The organism is Eubacterium sp. An11 (assembly GCF_002161065.1).
Classification (GTDB): domain Bacteria; phylum Bacillota; class Clostridia; order Lachnospirales; family Lachnospiraceae; genus Anaerobutyricum; species Anaerobutyricum faecale.
Genome location: NZ_NFLV01000004.1, coordinates 1 through 26,330, shown reverse-complemented (window position 1 = coordinate 26,330; position 26,330 = coordinate 1). Strand labels below are relative to the sequence as shown.

The following is a 26,330-nucleotide window of genomic DNA, read 5'->3' as shown; positions in this document are numbered from 1 at the left end:
TATGTGCAGAGTAATCGCAGTTGCAAATCAAAAAGGCGGAGTAGGAAAGACGACGACGTGTGTAAATTTAGGGATTGGACTTGCAAGGAAAGGGAAAAAAGTCCTTCTGGTAGAAGCGGACGCTCAGGGGAGTCTCTCGGTGAGCCTTGGAATACAGGAACCCGATGAACTGGAGATGACATTGGTGCAGATTCTTGGAAAAGTGATCAATGAGGAAGAAATTAATCTGGAAGAAGGAATCTGTCATCATGAAGAAGGCGTCGACTTTATTCCGGCGAATATCGAGCTTGCCGGGCTGGAGACTTCGCTGGTGAACGTGATGAGCCGGGAGCAGATCCTGCGTCTGTATCTGGAAGAGATCAAAGACAGATATGATTATATACTTATCGACTGTATGCCGTCCCTGGGGATGATCACAATCAATGCCCTTGTGGCGGCGGACAGTGTCCTGATACCGGTGGAAGCCGCATACCTTCCTGTGAAAGGGCTGCAGCAGCTGATTAAGACGATCGGAAAAGTACACAGACAGCTGAACAGAAAACTTTCCATCCTGGGAATTCTTTTGACAAAAGTGGACCGGCGGACCAACTTTGCAAAAGATATTGAAAAACAGATCCGGGAAGTCTACGGGGATAATGTACATATTTTTGCCCACTGCATCCCGATGTCGGTGCGGGCGGCCGAAACGACAGCAGAAGGGAAGAGCATCTATCTGCATGACCCGAAAGGGAATGTTGCCGAAGGATATCGTCTGCTTACAGGGGAGGTGCTCGCCAATGAAAAGTAGGAGTGCACAAAAGATAAAGCTGACTTCTTATGATGAGTTGTTTGGCGCCGGGGAAAACAGTGTGCAGGGAGAGTATACGGTTCTTCCGCTCCGTTTGCTCCGTCCTTTCAAAGAGCACCCATTCTTGGTTCTGGATGATGAAAAGATGCAGGAAACGGTGGAGAGCATCAAACAGCATGGGGTCATCCAGCCGGGGATTGTCCGTCCCTGTGCCGATGGGTATGAGGTGATAGCCGGGCACCGCCGGTGGCGTGCCTGTGAACTGGCAGGGATAGAAGAGATGCCAGTTATCATCCGGAAACTGGATGACGATGCGGCCACAGTCCTTATGGTGGATACAAACATCCAGCGGGAGAATCTGCGTCCCAGTGAAAAGGCAAAGGCATACAAGATGAAATATGAAGCGATGAAACACCAGGGGAGCTGGGGAGAAAAACGTACCGCGGATGTTGTCGGGGAAAAAGCAGGGGACAGCGGGCGGACGGTACAAAGATATATCCGTCTGGCAGAGCTGGTTGATGGGCTGCTTTTTATGGTAGATGCCGGGAATATAGGGATGACAGCAGCAGAGAAACTGTCATATCTGAAAAGACAGGAACAGGAATGGGTGCAGAAAGCCTGTCAGGACACCGGCAGATATCCGTCCCCATCGCAGGCAGGGAAATTCAAAGAATACAGTGGAAATGGAACCTTGGAAGAAACAGCGGTGTATGGGATCCTGGCAAAAAAGGAAAGACAGGCGGTCCGTGTGACACTGGCCCCAAAAAAGATCAGGGAGTATTTCCCGCCGACATATACAAGTGCACAGATGGAAGAAGTGATCTATACACTGCTGGAGCAGTGGAAAAAAGGAAAGGAAGGGGAAGAAGATGCAGGGGCTGAAGTTTGAATATTATTATGGAATGGAAGCAGATCAATACAGTTTTTACCGGGTCCCGAAGATGCTTTTTACGGAAACATGTTTTCAGTCCCTTTCCTGTGAGGCCAAAATATTGTACGGCCTCATGCTGGACCGCATGGGGCTCAGTGTGAAGAACCAGTGGTTTGATGAAAAGAACCGGGTCTATATCATATTTACCGTTGAAGAGATCATGGAGCTGCTGGGATGCGGGCGGCAGAAAGCGGTCAGGAGCATTGCGGAACTCGATGGGGAAAAAGGCATCGGGCTGATCGAAAAGAAACGAATGGGGCAGGGAAAGCCGAATATTATTTATGTTAAAAATTTTGTCATAGAGGGCTGTGATGCCGGGACAGGAGATGGAGCAGTTCAGGAGGACTTCCAGAAGTATGAAAATCAAACTTCTGGAAGTATGAAAAACGAACTTCCAGAAGTACCAGAAAGTGCCTGCCAGAAAGACGGGGACGGGATTTCAGGGAATGAGAAAGCCGGATGTCAGCAAATACCAGTAGAAAAACAGCATGAATATCACCCTATTCATAGAAAAACTGGAAGAAAAAGATGCGATATCCAAGAAAAAGAAGCGCAGAGGTATGAAAAGGGGGGATCTGTAGGTATGGATGATGGCACCCAGGAAAGACCATATGTGAACTTCCAGAAGTATGAAAATCAAACTTCTAGAAGTATGAAAAACGGACTTTCAGAAGTTCGAAAATCAAACGGTAATGATACTGAGGATAATAATACGGATAAGGATAGACCTATCATATCCTATCAATCGCTAAAGAGGGGACGGGGAAATCCTGCCGGAAAGAAAAAGATGGATGAGATGGAAGCATACAGAGCAAAAATAAGGGAAAATATCGAATATGACAGTTTCGCTGGAAGGAGTCCGCTGGAACGGGAAGAGGTGGATGAACTGGTGGAATTGATGGTGGAGATCATGATCCTTCCTGATGAGAGTGTCGTAAGGATTGCCGGGGTGAATAAGGCGGCGGAAATCGTAAAGAATCGTTTTATGAAACTACGGTTTTCCCATGTGGATTATATCCTTTCCTGCCTACATAAAAATACGACAAAAGTAGGAAATATCCGCGCCTATCTTTTGACGACGCTTTATAATGCGACCATGACGATGAGCCATTATTACCAGGCGGAAGTGAACCATGACCTGTATGGAGGGATGTAAAAAATTTTATCGGAATTTAAAATTAATATCGGAAACAGGAAAAAGCAGCCTGCCGGGAGACCGGGCTGCTTTTTCTGATAGGGAAATGACTTCGCGCCAACATGGCGCGAAGTGCGGTATGGGAGAAAAGATAACAGGCAGCAAATGCCGGGGAAAGGCATGCTGCCATTGAGTATGGAATGCAGTGGTAAGAAAAATGTATGAGTTGGATGTAAAAGATATCAAAGAAATCCTGATGGAATATAAAAGCATCCGGGAACAGACCAGACAGCAGATCCTCGATCTGTATCAGGACCTGCATGATACGGATGTACTCATTGAGGTGATTTCCATCAGAAAAAACAAGAACAGTGATATGCCAGGAATAAAAAACGGGGCAGGGCAGGATCTGTCCGATATCGTCCTGCGGCATCAAAGGCAGCTCAAGAACTGGTACAAAGAGATATCTTATGAGATCGATATCCTTTTGAAAAAAGAGGAGATGCTGCACAGGCTGTGGATCTGTTACCGGCTCCTGCCGGAAAGGCAGTATCAGGTGATCACGGAGATCTATGTCCAGAAGCAGCCGTGGAAAAAGGTGGAAGGAGAATCGAAAGAGTCAAAGTCCACTTTTTTACGTCTTGTGAACAGGGGATTACTGAATATCAAGAAGATGTATGACAGCGGATATCCTAATGAATATCTCTTGCAGCATTCTTTGCAGAAAATAACAAAAAGGGAAGAAGATCAGGCGGAAAGGATGGAATAAAGAAAAATGGTAAAAAGGACATTGTATCAGTTGCTGCTCTTTGGAATCTTTGCGGTGGCACTGGCCTGTGCGGTGCTTGCTGTAAAGGATGTGGCCCCTTTTATAAAAAGTGAATGGGAGATCCGGCAGCTGCGGGAAAAGGTGAAGACGGAAGAGCATGATCCCAATGGGAAAGAGACGAGAAGGGATAACATCCATTGGGATCAACTGCAGAAGATCAATCCGGATATCGTCGCCTGGATCACAGTACCAGGGACAAAGATCGATTATCCGGTGCTGCAGTGTTCCACCTGGAATGAATACCTGCATAAAGATTATAAAGGAGAGTATAGTTATCCCGGCTCTATTTTTATCCAGCCGGGCGTGAGTTTTTCAGACCAGCATATCGTGGTCTATGGACATAACATGGCCAGCCGGGCAATGTTCGGTTCTCTCCATGACTATGAATCAAAAGAGTTTGGCCGGGAACATCCCGATGTATATATCTATGAGCAGGGAAGGACTACCCACGCCCGGATCTACAGTACCTATGACTGTGAAGATGCCAGTGAGACATATCAGACAGAGTTTCGAACGGGGAAAGAATGGATGGCCTGGCTGACAATGACAGTGGAAGAAAATTATTATGGCATGGGAGTAGTACCTGTCAAAGAAGACAGGGTAATCACACTCTCCACCTGTTCTACGGGGCGAAGCGAAGATTCAAGATATACGGTGCACAGTGTGGTACAAGAGAGAACAGAAGACATAGATGAAGATTAAATGGAAGGAGATTAGGATGAATCTGTCGGTTTTATTGGGAAGGCTTGTATATGAGCCGGAATTGCAGAGAAAAGAAAAAGAGGGCAGTACGACATACTGGTGCCGGTTTCGGATCGCAGTGGACCGGGAATACGCAAAAGAAAAGGAAGCAGATTTTTTTAACTGTGTCGCGTATGGAGGCAGGGCAAGATACCTGGTGTCCTATGCCAGAAAAGGAGGACGGCTGCTCCTTGTGGGACGTGTAAAAAATGGGGATTATACCAATAAAGAGGGAAAACGGGTCTGTTTTACGGAAATCATTGTGGAAGACTGCCAGGTCATTGATTATGTAGATGACAAAATCAGAAAAGAGGGATAATTTGATACAGAACCGGAATATGGGATATCAAGGTTTGCTTTTTTCATATTTCAATTGAAAAAATTTTGTATCATAAAAAATATTGAATAAAACAAGAATATGTATATAATAGTATGTAAAAATATCTGCACATATAATGAGAAAGAAGAGGATAATTTATGAAGAAAATAACAGACAGTGAGAAAGATGTCCTGAATCTATTATGGGATACCGGAAGTCCGCTTTCCTCTGCGGAAATCGTGAGGATGTGTGTGAACCGTACATGGCAACCAAGCTATATCCACATCATGATCAATTCACTGCTTAAAAAAGAGATGATTAAAGTAGCTGGTTTTAAGCAGACAACAAAGAATTTTGCCCGTGTTTTTGAACCGACAATGACAAGGGAACAGTGGAATCTTTTTCAGCTTAAGGAAGGAAAAAGTGATTCTGGAAATATATTGGAAGAGATACTTTATTCTATCCTGAAAGAAGAAATGGATATAGAAACATTGGATAAATTATCAGATATTATCCAAAAAAGGAAGAACGAGTTACAGGAAGCATTATAAATAGGATTAAAGTACTGTAATATATGCGTAGTAATTTTATATAGTAAGAGTAATGAAAAAAACAATTTTTTTATGAATCAAACTTTTTCAGCCTAACTAAAATTTAAGATTTTCAAATGCTCTCTAAAATTAAAAAAATAGCACTCACTTCTTGCTCGTTCGGGATGGTTTTGTCCTGTGGTGTCAGAGCCTGTAAAGCCTTATTTTGGTGTGCTACCCGTCAAGTAGACAAAACTAGAAAGTGAGTCGCTCATTTTTGTATTAGTATTTATATATATTTATTAAAAAAAGTAGTGGATTATACCTTCAAAAGGTAAATAATTGAAACAAATTAAGTTTTTCATGATTAAAGGGAGTGCCGCGCAATCATCTATTTTGATGATTTTGCGACACTCCCCAAGCCTTATCACAAAAGAATCCTATTTACAGACTTTTCTTCATACATTCCTTTATATTCATATACCTTTAATCTTTCAATGTCCTAATACAAATTATTATTCCGATTATTTCCCATAGGCTAAAGAATAGTAGTGGAATAGCTGTGTCATTTGCTATGAAATTAATTAACCATCCTTCGTTCCCATTAATAATACTTTGATGAAAAAGAGTATACGTAAAATTGATTAGTAAACCTATAGCTCCAAACCAAAAGAAACTAAGTCCTAATAAAAATTTTTTCATAATGTTTTCCTCATTGTTTGGAATCTTTGCTATATGAAGCATATTTCACAGTTTCCTGATAAGTTCCGCCATGAGTTCGAATGCCATAAAGAGCACCACTTAACTTATAACAATAGTCCTTTTGTATGTATTTACCATCTTCTCTAAAGTACTTTACTCGATATTCTCTTGAATTATATTTACCACTTGTTGGTCCGGTAAATTTGTGTTTTACTGAAAACCTACATGTTATATTTAGCTTTATTCCTAAATTTGCCTTGTTAAAATATTTTCCATTGATGCTACCAGTTAAAGTTCCTACATACTCTTTTTTCAATGTCGTTGTCTGTCCTTTCGCTACGGAGATAACAAAATCATCTCTTACAACTCGAGATGGAGTAGTAATGGTTTTTTCTGTTTTATATTTGTGTGTGCTTCCGAGTGGTGGACTCCAAACTCTTGTTGCCGGATCCATAGTTTCTGGATAGGAATCTATATCACTTTCGTCCTCTCCTACTTCATAAATGGTAAATACAGACGTCTCTGGATCATCATCGATAATGCATTGTACATCGCGGTAAGTAGCTCCCGTATTTGTATTTGCAAAAAAAACTGTAACTTCTTGACCAAATTTATTCTTCATGGTTATTTGGAGTTGATGAATTTCTTCGTCTAAATTAGGTATTGTAGTTTCTTCTGCCTTTGCGCTCATTGGTATACACATGAATATTAATACAAGTGTCATGAATAAAGCACTCCAACGTTTAGTTGTATTCATACTAGTTACCTCCTTTTAATTATAGTTTTTGGACATTGGTATATTATAAATGACTGTATGACTGATAAAGTAATATGTATTAGTTTAAAATTCTTGGTTCCTAGTAATTGAGCTCACCCATACTACATTATTTTTGTAAAATGTTCCAGATGCTGAATAATTAGCTTTTGATCTTGAACACATAGTTGCTTTGCAAAGGTCACTCCTGACTCACTGGAACCCGTTACAGTTGTAGTATTTGTTTTTGACCATGTATAGCCATCAGAATATGCCCATAATCCAGTTAGATATTTGACAAATTTTTTAGCTAAATTTGACAACGAATAATAATATGCATCTCTTCTATAAAGAGTTTCCAATAATTCAGAACGCGAATATTGTATATATATCAAGTCACCTTTTGAATAACTTGCATTGGGAACTGCTATTGGATTATCATCAGTACTTTCAAATACTAAACATTCACCTTCATCTTCCGGATTTAATTCTTCAACACCAGTCCCACTTACAGCTGTTCGAACAGGCAATCCTGTAAAAATAGTACACATAATACCTACTATTATTTTTTTACATACTTCATCTATACCTTCCTCCTATCATTTATTAAAAATAGAACTACGATTCCTATACGAAAACTTTCGTATTATTCTGTCCCACTCGAGTTATGTACAGGTCAGATTTGATAGTCTTATCATATCATATCATATTATTTTTGTAAATAAATATTTTGATGAATGTATTATTGAATAATTAAAATTTTTTTGATATAATGTGTAAATAAATATATTAGTTGGATCAGATATGAATACAAAAAATTATTTTTTAAGTGGTGTTACTGAATTACTCATTTTAGCAATTTTAAGTAAAAAGGATGCTTATGTTTATGAAATTGTTAAAATAATTAATAACGAATCTCAGGATGCTTTTTCTCTTTCGCTTAATACAATTTACGCATCTACATACAAATTGGAAAATGAACGCAAAATAAGTGAATATAGTAAACGTGTGGGTAAAAAAAGAACTCGTGTTTATTATCATATTGAGGAAGCCGGTTTAGAGTATCTTTATGATTTGATGAATAATTATCGTATTATTACATCGAAAGTTAATGATATACTTGATCTTTTTACGGATGATGAATTAAATATGGGTGGACATTCTAACAATGAATAAAATATGTAAAGAATATATAAAAAAAGTAAAAATACTTTTCCCTATTATGGGAAAAGATGAAAAGAATTACATAAATAAACTTAAGTTAAATCTTGAAGATAATTTTAATCATGTTACTTCTCTTAACGAACTTTATATGAGCGTTGGTACACCTGAAGATACAGTGAATCTTTACTTTGTTTATGCAGATACTGACTATATAATCACTCGTATTAGAAAGTCCAAATTTATAAAATACTGCATAAGTGTTATTTCTTTAGTTTTGATAATTACTCTGTTGCTATTTAGTATATATGCCTATGAAGCACATAAAACTTTTAAAGAAGAGCAAGTAATATATGAAGAGACAATTCTAGAATAGCAATAATAGAAGGAGGTTTTGGTATGAAAAAAAATCTATTTACCTATTTACTTATCTTAATTATGGTGTTTTTAGCCACTTCTCTCACTGTCTCAGCTGAATCACCTCAAAATTATGAAATTATTGATAGATTTTATGAAGATGGATATTATATTGAAACTAGCATCTCAACAAATTACGAAACATCTTCTAATTTACATACGCTCAGCAATACAAAGTATATTACAAAAACTAAAACAATCTCATCAAAAAATGCTAGTGGTAATGTAATGTGGTCTCTTTCAATTAAAGCAACTTTTTCTTATAATGGGAAAAATGCTGTTTGCACTAGTTGCTCACACAGTGCTAGTGCGCCAGGAAAAACGTGGACGATAAAAAATGCGTCGTCTAGTAAAAGCGGTAATTCTGCTACTGCAAAAGCAACTATTGTTCATAAAGATGTCTCTGGTGTGCAAAACATTTATACAAGATCTGTGACCATTAAATGTAGTGCTAACGGAACTGTATCATAAATATAAAACTTAAGATAACTCATCACTCATCTAATAGTAGCCAAGAGAGAATTCTGGATAACATTCCCGATACGTTCAAAGAGGACGGTTATCTCGATGTTCAGATATTTATGCGTACTGTCTTCACGAGAAATGGAACGCTTGTGAAACAGTACAACCGTGATCTTGCCGAGTGAGAATACCAAGTCAGTAGAAAACTGACAGACGCCACTAAGGAACAGCACAGGCCGTCCGAAAAGCCGAGAGTATTTAAACGTCTACGTGAGATACAGGAACGCGACAAGCAGAAATTACCAATTTTTTGACAGAGACGGCCAATAGACATTGAAACGACCACACAAGGCTGTGGTGTGAAACTTTTTCTGTAAATATGTACTGAAAGGTTCTTCTATGATAAAATCTAATTCATAGGAGGGCCTTTTATTATGGCAAAACAGACAAAATGCGTACATCGTACTCGCTTAATGTACACGCAAAATAGCGGGTATCTTTTCTAAATCTTCTATATTTGGGATAATAGATTTATTACTATACAGTCAAAAAAGTTGAGTATTCAACTTTTTTGACCAATGATTGGAGGTAAGTCATGAAATTCCAAACAAGTTTAGTTGCACAGCAGGTTCGTTTGAATGAATGGGCAGAACAGATCAGAGAATGCCGATAGTGACAAGATTTTTTCACAAAAATTAAATTCAGCCGTTTGGTAACCGGCAGTCAACCGGCTATGATATCAGACAGTAGATTCTCCTTTGCTTTGGTTCGGCGTTTGATTTCACGGTTGAGGCGTTCAATCGTATTGTTCGTCCGGATCCGAGTCCAATGCTGGCTTGGAAAATCTATATAGGTTAATGTTTCTTCAATGCCATCCTCCACCTTTTTTGCAGCTTTGGACAGCTTCATTACTTTCAGTTTTTCAGCTACCTGGAGTGCTTTCTCCCGGGCTGCTTCTTTGCTTTCCTGGGCATGGATTGCTTTCAGCATGAGAGCTACCGTTTTCATCTTGTTACGGGGTGTAACGGAAAAGATGTTTCTGTAAAAGTGCACAGTACAGTGCTGATATTTGGCATCTGGGAAAACTTCCGGAATGGTTTCCAGCATCCCCAGATTCTTATCACTGATAATCAGGCGTACACCAAGTAAGCCGTGTTCCTTCAGCCATACAAAGAAAGAACGCCAGATCTCACGATCCTCTTTCATGCCTTCAGCAGCGTCAAGAATTTCACGACATCCATCCTGGCTGACGCCGATTGCAACTAAAACGGAAACATTCTGGATCTCACCGCCCCAGCTGCGTTTCAGATAAACACCATCCACATAAACATATGGATAGTTCCCGGAAAGAGGGTGTGTCCGCCAGGTTTCGATATGTTCATACTCTTTTTTATTGAGGTTGCTAATCACTTTTGTTCCCCATAAAGCTTTGGTGATATCTTCTACACGACGGACAGAAACACCGGCAAAATACATCTCGATGAGTGCTTCTTCAACAGAAGATTCTCTGCGGCGATACCGTCTAATGATGGCAGTTTCGAAAGGAACACCCTTGAGCTTGGGAACTTTCAGTTCCACTTTCCCTGCTGTTGTATGAAGATTCCGCTTATAGTGACCGGAACGGTATCCTTGAGGGTCAGCAGATCGTTCGTATTTCTCCGCATTAACTAACTCATCCGCTTCTTTGTCGAGCAGGGCATTTAAGGTTTCTTCGACACTGCTGCGGACAAGATCTTTTAAATCATGCTTTATTAAGTCCTCATTTAGCTGTGTAATCTTATCAGACATGGTTTTATAGCCTCCTTTGATAAATTTTGTTGTGGTGACTTAATTCTACCAAACGGCTATAGACCATGTCTATTTATAAAATTTTATTTTTGCGAAACTTATTATACGTCATCAAACAAAACATAACACATGAAAATGCGATGATAATGTGGACAATCCTTAAACAAATTATATATGAATTATGAAAATAAATTCTTTATATTTTACGAACTATAATGGTCTCATAAATTAAGGAACTTTTTAAGACAATTTTTAATGAATCTGATATACTTAAATCAATATAAAAGAAAGGATTCATTATTATGTCCAGACAAAAAAGAAATTTCAGTGCAAAATTTAAATTAGACCTTGTTATTAGACTATTAAAAGGTGAGAAAAATCTCAATACCATTGTAACAGAAAACAATATTCAACTAAATCTGTTGAGAAACTGAGAAAAAGAAGTCCTAAATAATACCTCCGTTATTTTCGATGACAAATGTGAGGAAAATCTCAAAGAAAAATTTGTTGAAGAACGAAAAAAGAAAACAGCATAGAAAAAAAGATTGGTCAGTTAACCATGCAGGTGGACTTGCTCAAAAACATCTGAAAAAATTTGCGGGCCGGACTACGATAGTCAATTTAGTCCGAAACTTTTTGATGATTATAGAACTTCTTGCTGCTGTTGGAACGAGGCTCCTTGAGATCAATCGTACCCTCATTTATTATAAAGAAAATGCAATATCGGAAGAGAAATTGGCCATCAAAGCCATCATGGATCCTCTTCATATCGATCATCTAACTTGGGGTTCCAGATAGATATCAGCGCAATGAAAACTTTTGGGATATCCCATCGGGAGTCAGAAAGCACATTGTTACATGGAGAAAATGGACATCCATTCCATTTATCTGAAAACGTGATGAGTTTGGTTCCCGCCGTCCGATTGATGTGATCAAGGCCAACAGGCCTATTCTCATTCTGGACGAGCCGCAGAAAATGGGCGGTGCAGTTACCCAGAAGGCGTTGAAGAATTTCAACCCTTTGTTTAGTTTAAATTATTCTGCTACCCATGCTGTACAGCATAATATGATCTATGTGCTTGATGCATTGGATGCCTTTAATAAAAAGCTTGTCAAAAAGATTGAGGTCAAAGGGTTTGAGGTTAAGAATTTCAGAGGTACAGACAGCTATCTGTACCTTGAGCAGATTGTGCTTTCCAGCAAGAAACCGCCAATGGCAAAAATCGAACTTGAGATTGGTTACAATAAATCTATTAACCGTGAAACCCATATCCTCGGCGTTGGTGACGATCTTTACTATGTTTCTCAGGAAATGGAACAATACAAAGGTTATACTATTTCCGAAGTTGATCCACTTCGCAGCACGGTGACCTTTACAAATGGTGAAGTTATTACAGCTGGTGATGTAGTGGGGGATGTAACCGAAAAGGATATGCGACGTATCCAAATCAGAGAGACCATCCTTTCTCATTTTGAGAAGGAAGAGAAGCTTTTTAATATGGGTATCAAGTGTCTTTCTCTGTTTTTTATCGATGAAGTTGCAAAATACCGCCAGTATGATGAAGATGGGAACGAAATTTTAGGCGAATATGGAAAGATGTTTGAAGAAGAATACCTCAGCATTCTTAACCAATATATCACTATTTTTGATACTCCATATCAAAGATATTTGAAATCTACCTGCAGTGATGTAAGCACCATACATAAAGGATATTTCAGCATTGATAAAAGGACAGGACACAGTATAGACAGTAAGACTAAGCGTGGAAGTGAGTTTTCCGATGACATTTCAGCATATGACTTGATTTTGAAGAACAAAGAGCGATTGCTCTCTTTTGAGGAACCTACCCGTTTTATTTTTTCTCATTCCGCTTTGCGTGAAGGTTGGGATAACCCGAATGTATTCCAAATCTGTACTTTGAAACATTCCGACAGTAACACAGCTAAGCGACAAGAGGTTGGACGTGGGCTTCGCCTTTGTGTTAATCAAAGCGGTAACAGAATGGACGCTCAAAGCTGCGGCGACATGGTTCACGACATTAATATTCTGACAGTTATTGCCAGTGAGAGTTATAAAACGTTTGTTTCCGACTTACAGAGCGATATTAAAATGGTTCTTTATGACAGACCGACCGTTGCTACAAGCGAATATTTTAGTGGTAAATATGTCAAAGTCAATGATGTACCCACGCTCATTGATGATGAAGCGGCAAATACAATAGAATTTTACCTTATTTCCAACGGCTATGTGGATATGAATCGTAAGGTTACAGATAAATATCGAAATGAAGCGGCTTCTGGTACACTTGCTCCTTTGCCGGAGGAATTGCGGTTGATGACAAAGGGGATACATACACTTATTCAATCAGTATATGATGACAACGTTCTTAAAGACATGTTTGTCAATGGTCATGACTCAAAGATTAAGGATAATCCGCTCAATGAGAATTTCGCAAAAAAAGAATTCCAAACATTATGGAGGCAAATTAATCATAAGTATGCTTATACAGTAAGTTTTGATAGTGAGGAGCTTATCGATAAGTCGATAAATCATATCAATGAGAAGCTCTTTGTTTCCGAGTTGCAATATACCGCTACGATTGGTCGTCAGAAAGATAAGATGAACGAATATGAAGTTGAACGTGGAGCTTCTTTTAGCGGTGAGAAAACACGGACACAGACTTTGAAGCATGCGGGAACCAGTCAAATTAAGTATGATCTTATCGGAAAGATTGCTGAAGACACTACCCTGACTCGCAGAACTATTGCGTCGATTTTGCAGGGTATCAGACCAGATAAATTCCATATGTTCAGAAATAATCCGGAAGAATTTATTTCTAAGGTTGGTAGGCTTATTAATGAGCAGAAAGCCACAATGATTGTTGAACATATCTCTTATGACTATATTGAAGGCGAGTATGACAGCACAATTTTTACCGCCGAAAAAAATACTCAGAGTTTTGAAAAAGCGTTTCTTGCAAAAAAAGCCATTCAAGACTATGTGTTTACGGATGGTTCTGCGGAAAAGAGCATTGAAAGAAAATTTGTTGAAGACTTAGATGCTGCCGAAGAAGTATGCGTGTACGCGAAACTGCCGAGAACATTCCAAATTCCCACTCCAGTGGGTAACTATTCCCCTGACTGGGCTATTGCTTTCTATGAGGGAACGGTAAAGCATATCTTCTTTATTGCCGAAACTAAGGGGACAATGGAAAGCCTTAATCTCAGACCAATTGAGCAAGCAAAAATATCTTGTGCGAAAAAGCTGTTTAATGAGATGTCTACAAGCAATGTAAGGTATCACGATGTGGACAGTTATCAATCACTTTTGAATGTTATGGAATCATTGAAATAATCAGAAGATAGTAGATAGTATAATAAAATGTACACGGTAAACCATACGCATCACTATAAAATTTGACCACCAAAGCTTTTATGAGACAGTTTAAGTTCTTAGAGAATAATTATCATTGGCAAAAATAGAGAAAAGAGATTGAAACTTTTCCCAATCATACAAATTTATCTTATTGTTTAATTGTCCAGAAAAAACATAAGGAGTCTGTATGATGAGTTCAATGATAAAGTAAAACAGCGTAACATTCAAGCATGCAAATAAAAAGTCAAGGCTAAATTAGAGAAATTCTGATGACAGCAAAAGCGCCAAAGAAAGATGGAAAAGGCTATTAGTATCTAATAATAGGGCATGTAGTTGGTTTGGACGAAAAGATACAGGGGGAGAGAAAACGGTTGCTGTACATGGCTGGGGATTAGAAACCAGAACAAGAACTGCTTGGATAGAAAAGATAAATCAAAGAGAAAGTTGCCAATGATTATTTAACAGTAAGGGAACATGATTGGAGGTAACTGGAGGTGGAAGAGCGCATATAGAGATGATATAGTATAATTATAGAAATATAGGAAAGAAAAACTTCTTGTTGTTAGTAAAAAATATATATTGTCATTTCGTATGTGAGAGGAGGGGTATTATGAAGAGGTGGGAACCTATAATATTAAAATCCTGTATGTTACTTATAAGTGTTTTTCTGATCGGCATAGCAGTTCCGGCCAATGCAAAAGCAGCGCCAAAACTTAGCAGTAAAACGATTACACTTAAAGTTGGACAAAAAAAGAAACTGAAGATAAAAAATACTAAGAAAAAAGTCCAATGGTCCAGTAAGAAAAAAACAGTGGCTACCGTTAATAAAAAAGGTGTGGTAAAAGCCAAGAAAAAAGGTAAGGCAACCGTCATTGCCAAAGTAGGTAAGAAAAAATTGAAATGCAAGGTGGTCGTGAAGAAAGCAAATAGCAATAAAAAGAACAGTAGCTCAAAAGATGATGGTAGTAAAATCAGTAAAACTGTGAAGAAACAGTTGCCATACGGAAAGGATACATTAGTTTTTCGATATGTTGATAGAATAGGCTTGGGAAAACAAATAGATTTATTCCCTTATGTATGGTGTGCTGGTGAAGCCATTAAGACACCATCCAATACAATCAAAGCAAATTACTATAAATGGTATAGTTCTGATTCCAGTGTGATATCCATTGATAAATATGGTATTGCCACAGCAAATAAGCTTGGTAAAGTAAAGCTATATTATAAATATCGCAACCGGACAAATGAATGGAAAACATCAAATACGATATCTGTAGAAGTCATTGATGTTGGTAATGTATCCTTGTCCTATACATTTGGTCATAATGCGACATGGGCGGCAAGTGCTAAAAAGAAGATTGCCAGGGTGAGCCAAATTAATGATACGGCAGTGAATTATGTGACGGTCACTGTAACAAATAACTCTGACAAAGCTATTGTGATGAAAAAGGGTTTGAGTCTGTATTGTTACATGTGGATAGAATTTCAAACAGCAGATCATCAGGACGTTACAGTTTTGAGTGGGGAGACAAAGACTATCATGTATAAAAATGAGATATATCTGATGGCTCCTACTGAAATTACACAAATTGCATACACTTATTCATTAGATGGAAAAAAAGTATATCCAACATATTTGATTAGAAATAATAGTTGGGAGTATAATTAAATTCTTAGATAATTAAACTTATTATTTTGCAAACCTCGGAGATAAAAATTCCGGGGTTTTTTCATTGGGAAAAAGAGTTGATTATTCAGCTCTTTTTTTATGTGAAAAGACAGGAGGAATCACAAATGTATCGATGCAGATCACCGCCCTAAAAAACTACAAAGAAGACTAGATATCGAAAAGAAAGGGAGTGTATACATGGGAAGTATGAAAAGAAGATTAAGAAAAGTGTTGTCTCTATGTGCTGCTTTTTTCATGGTGTTTTCCACCATGTCTTCCATGTGGTCGGATGTACTGACAGTTCATGCGGCGACGACCGTTCGGGATGTAAAAGTAGACAGCCTGAAATCAACGGATGTGCAGGGATACCATTCTTTGGATCTGCCATCTAATACATCTGGCATTCAGATCGAAACCTCGGATAATCTGACGAAAGCCAAAAAGACAGGTGATAAAGACTGGATTTGGGAGGATCGTGATCAGGGGGCAGAAGGAGCTCTAGGAAATTTAGGAGATGCCTATATTTCTAATCTGACAACCAGTGGGACATATTGGATTCAGTATAATAACATTGATATTACAGATGATGGGCAGAAATACGATGTCCGGGTTGTCTTCGACAATGCCAAAGGGACCATCAGCAATGCGGAAGGCTGCGATATTGCAGTCTTTGACGGCCAGCTTGGCGCAGTCCGGTTCCGTGGATATAAGAGCCTGGACTGCTCCATTTATGTTTATGAGCATGGCACCAAAAACATGGTCGAGGGCAGCAATGCAAAGATGCACTTGCGTTTTATCGACATTGATTGTAACCAGGCAGTGGAAGTATTAAGTCCAGGACGGGTAGACTGGGCATATAAGGCAGCGAAGCTGTCCTGGGCTGGTGCAGCGAAGTGTAATCAGATCGGGGCAACGGAAGGAAACACGGTCTGGTATGATGGCCCGCATGATGAACGGGATGACAATATTCAGTTAGGTACTGACAGACCTGGATATAAAAGTGCTAAAAAATATACCTTGGCATTAGGCTTTACACCATCTTCTACTTCTAATACAACTTTTAAAGTCCGTTATTACTCTGGTGGTGCGGATGCTACCGGTACCCAGACGAACGGCGCTTTTTTTAGTTTTGACGGAAATCTGGATTTAGATGAAGGTTTTTTTGAAGCCGATATCTTCAAACAGGTCAATGACACTACAGATATCACCCTTTCCAATGCAAAAGAAGTTTTTACCTATACCTTACAGGCCGCCATTACAGACGGTTCTGCAGGAGGAAAATCCTTCATTATCACTGATACATTGGAAGGTGTTTTGACGCCAATGAGCATCACAGGCATCACAGTTAATGGTGGCGATGCCACAGGCAACTTTGATTACAGTATCAATGGACAGACGGTGACAGTGAGCGCAAAGAGCAGTTATCTTGTAACGAACCCAACCGGCACAGTGTCTGTCAATATCGCTGCTAAAATTAAGGCCGACGCAAATCTGGCACCATACTATGATTCGGGAAGGAATTATGCGGTTATCCCGAACAGCAGCTCCTTACAGTATGTTGACCCGGACGATGAGACTTATAATAAAACATCCAATCAAGTGACTGTCCGCGTCCCGCTGGCAGAGCTGACCTTTGATAAAGTGGCAGATGCCTACGAGTATAAGGTGGGTGATACCGTAACCTACACTATTTCAGTGAAAAACGTGACAGACAATTCCACCGCTTACGATGTGGTTATGACCGATGCCATCCCGTCTGATCTGCAGGTAAACGGAGTAACGCCGAGTGCCGGATCTGGCTCGGTGGATGGCCAAAATGTCCGCGTTACAGGGGCAAACCTGGGAGCCAACCAGACATTGACGGTAAAAGTCAACTGCAAAGCCTTAGAATCCGGAAATACCAAAGAACTGTATAATACCGCCAGTGCAACCTGCTGGAACATCAAGAATCCATCCGGCCATGCGGATGATGATGCAGAGACTTACATCAACAGCGCTGTCCTGACGGTGGATAAGACCGTAGACCGATATGAATACGAGATTGGCGATACCGCTACTTTCACGGTCAAGGTAACCAACACAAGCAAAGGTACCGCCAACAACGTTGTTATCGCAGATGATGTACCGGAAGGCATGACCCTGGATTATGATTCCGTGAAGATTTCCGGCCTGCCGGAAACTGTCGTGGTACCAGTAGCAGGTACGAACGACCCGACCAATACCTTAAATCCGGAATACCGGAATGAGACAGAAACGCGGAAAGTCACAGCCGGCAAAGCAGAAAGCGGGGATAACGGATGGAAATATACCATCAATCATTTCCCGGCAGGAGCCACAGCAACCATCACTTATACAACTGCAGCCAATGAGAAGGGCAATGGCGAGGAATCCCGGAACATGGTGACGGTAACTGCCGATAATGCACCAAAAGTACAGGATGAAGCGGAGTATTACATCAACACCGCGAAGCTCACCATCGACAAATCCTATATCAATCCCTATAAAACGGAGAAGAACGACAACCGGTGTGATAACGAGTTCCGGATCTACGAGGAAGAGACGGGATATGAGAAAGTCCAGTACCAGGTAGTCGTAACAAGCGCTGGTGCTGACGGCACTGTGGCAAAGGATGTGGTCATTGATGACCTGACCCTGCCGGATGGCCTGGAATTAAATTATGACGACATTGTTATCACAGAGACCGCCGCAGACGGGACTGTCCTCACCTTTGAGAAAGCGTCCGGAGGAGACGGCAAGACTATCCAGTATAAGATCGCCGGAACCGAAGACGAAACCAATACGCTGAACCCGGAGCTTTACGATGAGACAGAGGACCGCACTCCGGTCATCACCATTGAAAAGTCTGGGAATGGATTTATCGTCAAAGATACCTACCTGGAAAAAGGTGCGTTTTTGACTATTAAATACGACGCCAATGCTCTGGAGAACGAAGAGGTTGACGTCAACGGTACAGAAATCACTAACACGGCAAAGGTGACCGCGGCTAACGTGGAGAAGGCGGAAGACGGTAGCTATGAAGTGGTTAAAGATACCACTACCGTTTATATCAATTCCCCTCGCTTGCAGATCGTGAAGAAAGCCGATTCGGACGAGTACGAGATCGGGGATAATGTCTCCTATACCATCGACGTGATCAATACTCATAAGGGAACCATTGCCCGAAACCTTGTTTTCACCGATAAGTTGGAGACCGAAGGCGTGGAGTTCCTGACTGGAACGATTGCCCTGTATGATACCAACGGCTATGAGCTGCGGGAAGGTACCGACCTGGCTGGAGAAGACGATTATATAAAGACCGCCAAGATCGATGCGTTTATCCTGCGTTCCGATAAGCACCTTGTGGTAGATGGCAATTATGACCTCTATGACCTGGAAAACGGCAAGAATCCGGAGGAACAGGGAACCTGGAACCCACCGTATGTGAACGTCACCAGTGAGACAAAAATGTCCATCAAATATGACATGAAGATTACGGATAAAGACCTGGCGGGAAAGGAAATCCTGAATACGGCAACTGCAGTCTCTGACGAAGCATTAAAGGTCACAACGGATGAGACAGTCATCCCGGATGGCCCGAACCCGAAAGTAGAAAAAGAGATCGACAATGCTTCCCCGGTAGTCGGGAAAGACGTGACGTTCACCCTGACTTTTACCAATCCAAACCAGAACACCACCGCAGAAGATGTGCAGATCACGGATGCCCTGGACCAGACCGGCATGGTCACCATCTATGCGGATTCCATGTCCGTGAAGCTGAATAATGAAGATGTTACTGAACAGGTACAGATCGCTTATAATGAGACAATGGATGGGTTTGACATGGATACCGGCCTTGATCTGACGGAAGACGATACCCTCGTTGTCACATACCGGGCAAAGGTACTGCCGGAAGCCGGGGACGTGGAGCTTGTCAATACTGCTGGTGTAAGCTGCAGCAATAATCCGGAATGGAAGTACGACAGTGTGCCGTTCATCCCGGAGAAAAAAGTGCCGAAGCTGGCCATCGAAAAGACCTCCGATCAAGACACTTACCAGGTGGGAGACACTGGGCATTATACGGTCAACGTCACCCAGACCACAGAGGATATGACTGCGAAACAGGTTGTGATCAAAGATGCCCTGCAGGCGGAAGGGGCAAAGATTCAGGTGGACACCATCAAGTTATATTTTAATGATGTGGAGATCACACCTGCCAATATTATCTCAGACGTAAATGGATACACTATCGAGACAGGAAAAGACCTGTCCGATAAGGACAGCCTGAAAGTCACTTATGATGTCTATTTTGAATCCGGTCGTCTCAATGGACAGACCGTGCCGAATACAGCGAAGGCAAAGGCGGAAAATACGGAAACGGAAACTGACCGGGAAGTACCGCTGACTCCTGTAGGAGATGGTTTGGAAGCGAAAAAAGAAGCCAACCCGGCAGGCGGCACTGTGGTAAAGGCGGGTGATACCATCCAGTACACTATCACAGTGAAGAACATTTCCGATCAGGAAAAGACCGACGTTCTTGTCCGCGATGCGATACCGGAACTGACAACCTATGTAGAGGGCAGTGGCGGAGAACTGTTCACGATCGACGAACAGCCGTATGTCCGCTTTGTGATCCCAGTCATCGCGGCAGGGGAAGCACAGCAGGTATTTTTCTCTGTGACCGTTAATGAGGAAGCAACAGAAGACGATGTGATCAAAAATACTGCACAAGTCTATGAGCCAACGGCAGAAGAAATAGGCGAGGATGGCACAGTACCGGAAAAAATCTGGAACAGCGACAGATTTGAGGATACCAACACTATTACTCATCCGCTGGATGATTGGGTGGTAACTGACCATGAAGTCGATGTGGTATCCCCGACACTGGCGATTGAAAAAACGTCAGATAAGGATGTCTACCAGGTAGGAGAGACCGGGCATTATACGGTCACTGTCACCCAGACCAAAGAAGACCTTATCGCGAAACACATCATCGTCAAAGACAACCTGCAGGTAGACGGCGCCACAATCCAGCCGGATACCATCAAGGTATATTTCAATGATACGGAGATCACACCAGTTTCTGTGACTGCAGATAGCAAAGGTTATCTGATCGATACCGGCATGGACCTGACTGACAGCGATGCCATCAAGGTCCTTTATGATGTCGTATTTGTGGAAGAAAGTCTGATGGGCGGCATGGTGCCAAACACGGCGAAAGCGAAGGCAGATAACGCCTATGCAGAGACTGACCATGAAGTCCCTCTGACCCCGGTAGGGGACGGCCTCACTGCGAAAAAAGAAGCCGACCCGGTGAGCGGCACGGTTGTGGAAGCCGGAGGGACGATCCAGTATACCATTACTGTGAAAAACACCTCCGATAAAGAAAAAACCAATATCCTCGTCCGTGATGCTGTCCCGGAATATACTACTTATGTGGAAAGTAGTGGTGGAGAAGTATTTATGATCGACGAACAGCCCTATGTCCGTTTTATCCTCCCATCCATCGCGGCAGGGGAAGCACAGAACGTTTCCTTCTCCGTGACTGTCAATGAAGATGTGGATAAGGATGAAGTCATCAAAAATGTGGCACAGGTCTATGAACCGACCAAAGAAGAGATTGGGGAAGATGGAACCGTTCCGGAAGAAACCTGGAACAGTGATAAATTCCACGATACAAACGATACCCTGCATCCACTGGATAACTGGATCATCACAGAACATGAAGTCGGCGTGGGAACCCCGGATGTTTCTATTGAGAAGAAAGCTGATGCCACGGTATATTCGGTTGGTGAAACCATCCAGTATACGATTGCAGTCAGCCAGAATACTGAAGGAGCCACAGCGACTAACGTTATCGTGGAAGATAAAGATCTGACAAAAGGTGTGGACATTGATTACGCATCCATCCAGGTAGACGGCGCAGCCGTGCCGGAAAAAGACGAGGTGGAGAGGAATACCGATTCCATCCATCTGGTACGCACGGACGGCGGATTCAAAATAGTTTACCCAACGCTGTCCGGGCAGTCAGAGATTACCTTTCACGCGACCATTACCAGTGAAGACCTGACCGGTCAGAAGATCAACAACACAGCAACAGTCATCACCGACCAGACGCCGGAAAAAGAGGCAACCGTTACTGTGAAGGTCCCGAAATCCCCGCTGGAAAAAGCGGTGGAAAAAACATTTCATCCGGATGGAACTTCGTCTGAAGATAATAATGAGGAAAGAAAGAGTGGACCGAAAGGGGCAAAGACCGGCGTTACCAGTTATGCCGGATGGTTTGCGCTGGCGGCAGCCGCCTTTGGTGGGGCCGGCGTTTTTCTTATCCGGAGAAGACGGAAAAAAATGAAATAAAGAACAACAATAGCAGGAAATAAGGGCCTGCTTTTTTTGTGTCAAAAAACCGAAAAGGAGGCAGCCCGTACTGAATTTCCGTACGGGCTGGATGTGACAAATGAAGATAAGAAAAGTATTACCCGGCGCCTTGTTCCTTTTTTTATGCCTGCTCTGCGGAGCTGGCATTGCCGGTTATTTTTTTCGTGCGGAGCCACAGCCTGCTTTGCGGCAGGAAGAACCCCGGCTGGTCGGGATCCGGGATATTGTCATCGGCGTGGGGGATACCATCCCTGATCTAAAAGAAGGGCTGGGTGTTAATGACGCGGTGGAACGGGTGGAGATCGACACCAGCGCGGTTGATACGGGGATGGCCGGAAAATACCCTGTCATCTACCGTTATACCGATGTGCAGGGGACCACCCATGAGGTCGAGACTACCTGTACCGTGGTGGCGGCAGAAGGGAAAAATATTGCTCAGGGACAAATATCCGGGCAACAGGAAAAAGACAGACAGGTGCAGGAAACACAGGAGGAAGCAGAGCAGATGGAGGAGAGGAAAGAGACAGTGCAGAAGACTACGCCGCCGCAGACCGGGGACTGGAACAGTTTCCTAAAGTATGCGGCATTGTTCCTGGCATCCGTCTTTTTGTGCCTGTTTTTATTTCTCCGCTGGTATTTTTTTGGATAAATATAGAAGTAGGAGGGTTGATGGATAGATGGATGAAATAAAAAAGGATCAGAAAGGGCAGTCTGACAGAGAAGAAGGGCTATCTCAGGAAGCCACAATGCCGGATATGCTGGTACAGATGCGGCAGATCTTTGCGGACAGGGATGCGGAATATATCCAGATGGAAGAAGTCTACCGAAAAAGGAAAGAGAGTCTGGATGCAAAAGAGGTAGCCCTGAAGGAAACATTATCCGGTCTGGAAGACCGTCTTTTGGCCGTCACTGCCCGGGAAGCAGCCATCAAAGAAAAAGAGACGGAACTGCAGGAGAGGATGGAAAGCCTGATAAAAGAGAAAGCTGCCCTGCAGGAAGCGCAGGTAAAAATTGATAAAGAAAAGACCGAACAGTGGATGCAGGTCTCCTTGCTCCGGGAGGAGGCTCGCAACGAAAAACTTCGGAGTCAACGGCTGGCCGGGGAGTACGAGGAAAAGATATCTAAACTTCCGGCGGACAGTTCATACGTGTCTGCTCTGCAGGAGACAGCCGGGCAGACAGCCAGAAAACAGATGGAGGAGAAGATCGCTGCCTTGCAGGGAACAGTGGACAGCCAAAAAGAAGAACTGGAAGACAGCAAAGAAGAGAACCGCCAGTTAAAGGAAAAAAATGAGTATCTTACGAGAGCCAATCAGGAATTGGAAGAACTGAAAAAGAACCTGCCGGAACAGCAGAAAAAGGACATGGAATCCCTTCATGCGCTTGCAAAAAAATTAGCGGAAGAAAAAGAAGCACTGGAAGAAGAGAACAACCATTTAAAGGAAGACAACCGGCGCCTGCAGGAAGAAAAGGGGGAGTTGTTCAAAAAACTGATGGCGGGTACACAGCTGAAAACACAGGATAGGGACGGCTTGCAGGAAAAAGGAGAACCAGAAGAGGAAGCAGATAGGGCGGCATTCCGAAGTACAGAAGAAATAAAAGCAGATGACATATCCGCCAGCCAGAGAGAGCTGGAACCGGCGGATGTTCTTTTGGCGGAAGGCCCTTTGACGGCGGAGATCCTGCAGGAGTATCTGCAGGAAACCGGCATGGATGCCCGGCTTCTCCATGCCCGGGAGGGGGAGCTGGTCGCTGTCGCAGCTGGCGGACTGCAGATCATGTTTTCCTTTGGGGAATCACCGTGGTTTGATATCCGCAAAAAACAAAAAGGCGGATGGAGCATGAAAAAACTTCTGAAACGATATAACGAGAATAAAGCGGGACTCACGTTTATCTATGATGAAAATGAAGAAGAACTGATCGGATCTGCAGAGTTTTCTTTCAATACATCTCCGGAAGATCTGGTTCACAAAGTGTATCAGGCAGCCCGCATTTACTTTGGTTACCGGAATGGGGAAGAAGCATGAGCCGGGAGATTCTTGCCATTGCGGGTCTGTCGTTTGGGTTTGCTTTCTTTTTGACCCTGTTTATCCTGTGGGTACAGAGGATGCGGGACGCAGTACCCAGATACAAACGTCGTCTGCCGCATGTCCGGTATCAACAGGAGACGATAGAGAGTCTGCAAACGGCTTACCGGACAGCAGGGAGCATCGAAGGGACCTTTTTTCTGGTATCCCGGAAATGCCGGCAGAAAAAGGCACGGAAACGGTTCCGTGCGGCAATAAGCTATTTAAAGGACAGCCGGTACCAGGATTATGAGACGGCGCTGTTTACCTATGCTTCCGATGGTTCCCGGGAGTGTGATGAGGTATGTTCCTATATGATATGGCAGGAAGCCTACAAAAGCCGCAGGCTTCCCATGCAGAAAAGGAGTGAAGAAGAAAATAATGCGAAGACATAGTTTTATCAAATATATCGCCGTGCTCGCGGCGTTCCTGATCGGGCTCCTTGCCAACGTGGCAGCCCGTACCTTTTTACTTTCCCGGATACTTCCGGCCACGCTGCAGCCAATGACAGGGCTCTTGGCATTACTGATCCAGATCATCGTATCTGTTGTGGTCGTGCTGGTAATTGGACGGATTAGTGGAAGGAGGAACAGATAAATGCGGAAAGGGCAAATAAACAAATACATAAAAAAAGCAGGAAGGGAAGCAGCCAGGGCTGCAATGTCCGTCTGTATTGCAGCATTTTTGATATCTATCCATGCACAGGCGACCAATGGAAATATCATCACGACTGGGTTTAATTCCCTTTATAACGTGGTGGCATCCATCGTATCCAACATCGGACAGTTATTTTTACTTTGGGGTGTGTTTGAAATGGCAGCATCCATGAATACACAGGATGGTATGGCGCAGTCATCGGCCTTTAAACGGGTGGGCGGCGGCCTTATTGCCTGTATCGCCCCGCAGATCATCCCACTCATTAACACAGGCAACTAGGGAAGGAGGTGTTGTCCTATGCCGGATTGGGTGACAAACTTTTTTGGCGGATTTTCCATTGGTCTGGCAAATACAATCTGGAAGGCCGCCATGGCTCTGATCGGCGGGCTTTTGGGAATGTCGCCGCAGGATTTCTCCCCGGATGCCTGGAATTTTGTGGAGCGCACGCTGTACCCGTGGTCGCTTGCCATCGGGATTTCTTTACTGAATCTGTTCTTCCTAATTGCCATCTGCCGGGCAGTCAGTGACCTCCATCACAACATCACCCTGGAAATGGTAATAGAAGCTTTTATCAAGATTGTAGTGGCCAACGTGATCTTTCTGAACCTGTTTTTATTGATGCGGCTGATCCTGTCCATTGCGGCAGCGATGGTAGGGGAAGTGTTTACGACGCAGAATGCAGACCTGATGGTAGATGAGATGGATATTGGCTCTACGTTATTTTATCTGCTCTTTGGTATCTTTTTTGTACTGGTAGCAATTGTGTGTAGTTTTTTGATGCTGTTGACAGTCTACAGCCGGTATATCAGGATCTACCTGCTTATTGTGCTGGCGCCGTTTGCACTCCCAGCACTCATTGGCGGCAGGGAGACAGAACGGACATTTTATGCCTGGCTGAAAACGTTTTTGCTGAATGCGTTTGAGATTGTGGCCATTGCCCTGACGATGGCCATTTCTTTTAAAATCATCCATGCCGGTATTTCTGTTTTTGAAGGCTCCGGCCTGATCGGAGAGGCGGTCGATGGATTTTGGGATGCACTGAATGCTCTGTTTACGATGATCTTCATGACGGCCAGCGTGAAAGGTGTGAACAGTCTGCTGGCAAAAGCTTTGGCATTATAGATTTTTGAACAAAAAATGAAGGGAGCAAATGCAATGAAGATTGACATCAATGATGATTTTGACTCGGCGTTTCAAAATGAAATATTTGCCGGATTTACCTTAAAGCAGTGTATTGCTGCCGGCGTTGGGCTGTTAGCAGGATTTGGATCTGCCGCAGCCCTGTGGTACTACACCGGTTTGCCGATCGTACAGTGTACCTATATCGTGGTGCCAGTGATGGTACCTTTTTGTGTGATCGGATTTTTTACTTATCAGGGGAAGTCCCCGGTGAAACTGTTAAAAGAGATGTGGTTCGTCCATCGGACAGAGTGCATTTCTTACCAAGCGGCAGAGCAGCCGGAAAACATAGGCCGGGTGTTTATCATGAGAAGAAGGGATATACCAAAAAAGAAAAGTCCAGCTAATAAATGTCAATAGATAAATGAAAAATATTTTTCATCAGAAAAAAGGGCAGACTTTCCCCTTGGTGATAATATCATTTTTAAAAAGATATTGATTCGTTGGATTTG

24 protein-coding genes are annotated in these 26,330 nt (G+C 42.4%); 21 read left to right on the top strand and 3 right to left on the bottom strand.

From position 1 onward, the window contains the following. The first annotated feature begins 1 nt into the window (after position 1). From B5E53_RS04525 to B5E53_RS04490, 7 genes are all read left to right on the top strand, one after another. The gene (locus tag B5E53_RS04525; protein ID WP_087312863.1) at positions 2-787 is read left to right on the top strand and encodes an AAA family ATPase; all 786 of its coding nucleotides are present in this window, start codon (positions 2-4) and stop codon (positions 785-787) included. After that, entirely contained in the window at positions 777-1,676 is a 900-nt protein-coding gene (locus B5E53_RS04520; RefSeq protein WP_087312862.1) for a ParB/RepB/Spo0J family partition protein, read from the top strand. The genes B5E53_RS04525 and B5E53_RS04520 overlap by 11 nt, the downstream gene beginning before the upstream one ends. 13 nt (positions 1,677-1,689) lie before the next feature. Next, complete coding sequence (locus tag B5E53_RS04515) at positions 1,690-2,874, top strand: DUF6017 domain-containing protein (RefSeq protein WP_242963511.1); 1,185 nt, start codon at positions 1,690-1,692, stop codon at positions 2,872-2,874. A 196-nt stretch (positions 2,875-3,070) separates the two neighbouring features. Next, the gene (locus tag B5E53_RS04505) at positions 3,071-3,622 is read left to right on the top strand and encodes a hypothetical protein (protein ID WP_087312859.1); all 552 of its coding nucleotides are present in this window, start codon (positions 3,071-3,073) and stop codon (positions 3,620-3,622) included. 6 nt (positions 3,623-3,628) lie between these two features. Beyond that, complete coding sequence (srtB, locus tag B5E53_RS04500; RefSeq protein WP_087312858.1) at positions 3,629-4,384, top strand: class B sortase; 756 nt, start codon at positions 3,629-3,631, stop codon at positions 4,382-4,384. Beyond that, positions 4,374-4,742, top strand: a complete 369-nt coding sequence (locus B5E53_RS04495) for a single-stranded DNA-binding protein (RefSeq protein WP_087312857.1) — start codon at positions 4,374-4,376, stop codon at positions 4,740-4,742. Before srtB ends, B5E53_RS04495 begins: the two co-directional genes overlap by 11 nt. A 158-nt stretch (positions 4,743-4,900) precedes the next feature. Beyond that, positions 4,901-5,293: a BlaI/MecI/CopY family transcriptional regulator gene (locus B5E53_RS04490; RefSeq protein ID WP_087312856.1), complete on the top strand. Its 393-nt coding sequence runs from the start codon at positions 4,901-4,903 to the stop codon at positions 5,291-5,293. 691 nt (positions 5,294-5,984) lie between these two features. On the opposite strand, the gene B5E53_RS04480 is transcribed toward B5E53_RS04490, so the two are convergent. Together B5E53_RS04480 and B5E53_RS18835 are read right to left on the bottom strand one after the other, a co-directional pair. Then, on the bottom strand, positions 5,985-6,731 hold the full coding sequence (locus tag B5E53_RS04480) for a hypothetical protein (RefSeq protein WP_087312854.1): 747 nt from the start codon (positions 6,729-6,731) through the stop codon (positions 5,985-5,987). Positions 6,732-6,853: 122 nt separating this feature from the next. Then, positions 6,854-7,279, bottom strand: a complete 426-nt coding sequence (locus B5E53_RS18835; RefSeq protein ID WP_140401434.1) for a hypothetical protein — start codon at positions 7,277-7,279, stop codon at positions 6,854-6,856. A 253-nt stretch (positions 7,280-7,532) separates the two neighbouring features. Between B5E53_RS18835 and B5E53_RS04475 the strand changes: the two genes are divergently transcribed. The 3 genes from B5E53_RS04475 to B5E53_RS04465 are packed head-to-tail and all read left to right on the top strand — an operon-like array spanning position 7,533 to position 8,777. Continuing rightward, positions 7,533-7,904: a PadR family transcriptional regulator gene (locus B5E53_RS04475; RefSeq protein WP_087312853.1), complete on the top strand. Its 372-nt coding sequence runs from the start codon at positions 7,533-7,535 to the stop codon at positions 7,902-7,904. Continuing rightward, a complete protein-coding gene (locus B5E53_RS04470) occupies positions 7,897-8,265 on the top strand; it encodes a DUF6120 family protein (RefSeq protein WP_087312852.1) in 369 nt (122 codons plus the stop codon). The genes B5E53_RS04475 and B5E53_RS04470 overlap by 8 nt, the downstream gene beginning before the upstream one ends. 23 nt (positions 8,266-8,288) lie before the next feature. Then, a complete protein-coding gene (locus tag B5E53_RS04465; RefSeq protein ID WP_087312851.1) occupies positions 8,289-8,777 on the top strand; it encodes a hypothetical protein in 489 nt (162 codons plus the stop codon). A 714-nt stretch (positions 8,778-9,491) separates the two neighbouring features. Here B5E53_RS04465 and B5E53_RS04460 read toward each other — a convergent pair. Beyond that, positions 9,492-10,556: an IS256 family transposase gene (locus B5E53_RS04460; RefSeq protein ID WP_087312850.1), complete on the bottom strand. Its 1,065-nt coding sequence runs from the start codon at positions 10,554-10,556 to the stop codon at positions 9,492-9,494. 636 nt (positions 10,557-11,192) lie between these two features. Here B5E53_RS04460 and B5E53_RS19090 point away from each other — a divergent pair. The 11 genes from B5E53_RS19090 (at position 11,193) to B5E53_RS04405 (ending at position 26,238) form a co-directional block, all read left to right on the top strand. Beyond that, positions 11,193-11,354: a hypothetical protein gene (locus tag B5E53_RS19090; protein WP_162611785.1), complete on the top strand. Its 162-nt coding sequence runs from the start codon at positions 11,193-11,195 to the stop codon at positions 11,352-11,354. A gap of 178 nt (positions 11,355-11,532) precedes the next feature. Beyond that, the gene (locus B5E53_RS04450) at positions 11,533-13,911 is read left to right on the top strand and encodes a restriction endonuclease subunit R (RefSeq protein ID WP_343215593.1); all 2,379 of its coding nucleotides are present in this window, start codon (positions 11,533-11,535) and stop codon (positions 13,909-13,911) included. 631 nt (positions 13,912-14,542) lie between these two features. Further along, positions 14,543-15,601 (top strand): Ig-like domain-containing protein, encoded by a 1,059-nt coding sequence (locus B5E53_RS04445; RefSeq protein ID WP_087312849.1) that lies wholly within the window; start codon positions 14,543-14,545, stop codon positions 15,599-15,601. 207 nt (positions 15,602-15,808) lie between these two features. After that, positions 15,809-21,955 (top strand): isopeptide-forming domain-containing fimbrial protein, encoded by a 6,147-nt coding sequence (locus B5E53_RS04440; protein WP_162611784.1) that lies wholly within the window; start codon positions 15,809-15,811, stop codon positions 21,953-21,955. Between the two features lie 100 nt (positions 21,956-22,055). After that, the gene (locus tag B5E53_RS04435) at positions 22,056-22,625 is read left to right on the top strand and encodes a hypothetical protein (protein ID WP_087312847.1); all 570 of its coding nucleotides are present in this window, start codon (positions 22,056-22,058) and stop codon (positions 22,623-22,625) included. Between the two features lie 28 nt (positions 22,626-22,653). Next, complete coding sequence (locus tag B5E53_RS04430; protein ID WP_087312846.1) at positions 22,654-24,003, top strand: hypothetical protein; 1,350 nt, start codon at positions 22,654-22,656, stop codon at positions 24,001-24,003. Beyond that, positions 24,000-24,437 (top strand): hypothetical protein, encoded by a 438-nt coding sequence (locus B5E53_RS04425; RefSeq protein WP_087312845.1) that lies wholly within the window; start codon positions 24,000-24,002, stop codon positions 24,435-24,437. The genes B5E53_RS04430 and B5E53_RS04425 overlap by 4 nt, the downstream gene beginning before the upstream one ends. Then, positions 24,424-24,639: a hypothetical protein gene (locus tag B5E53_RS04420; RefSeq protein WP_087312844.1), complete on the top strand. Its 216-nt coding sequence runs from the start codon at positions 24,424-24,426 to the stop codon at positions 24,637-24,639. The genes B5E53_RS04425 and B5E53_RS04420 overlap by 14 nt, the downstream gene beginning before the upstream one ends. Further along, positions 24,640-24,978 (top strand): hypothetical protein, encoded by a 339-nt coding sequence (locus tag B5E53_RS04415; protein WP_087312843.1) that lies wholly within the window; start codon positions 24,640-24,642, stop codon positions 24,976-24,978. A gap of 18 nt (positions 24,979-24,996) precedes the next feature. Further along, the gene (locus tag B5E53_RS04410) at positions 24,997-25,821 is read left to right on the top strand and encodes a hypothetical protein (protein WP_087312842.1); all 825 of its coding nucleotides are present in this window, start codon (positions 24,997-24,999) and stop codon (positions 25,819-25,821) included. A gap of 15 nt (positions 25,822-25,836) precedes the next feature. Then, positions 25,837-26,238 (top strand): PrgI family protein, encoded by a 402-nt coding sequence (locus tag B5E53_RS04405; RefSeq protein WP_087312841.1) that lies wholly within the window; start codon positions 25,837-25,839, stop codon positions 26,236-26,238. Positions 26,239-26,330: the final 92 nt, after the last annotated feature.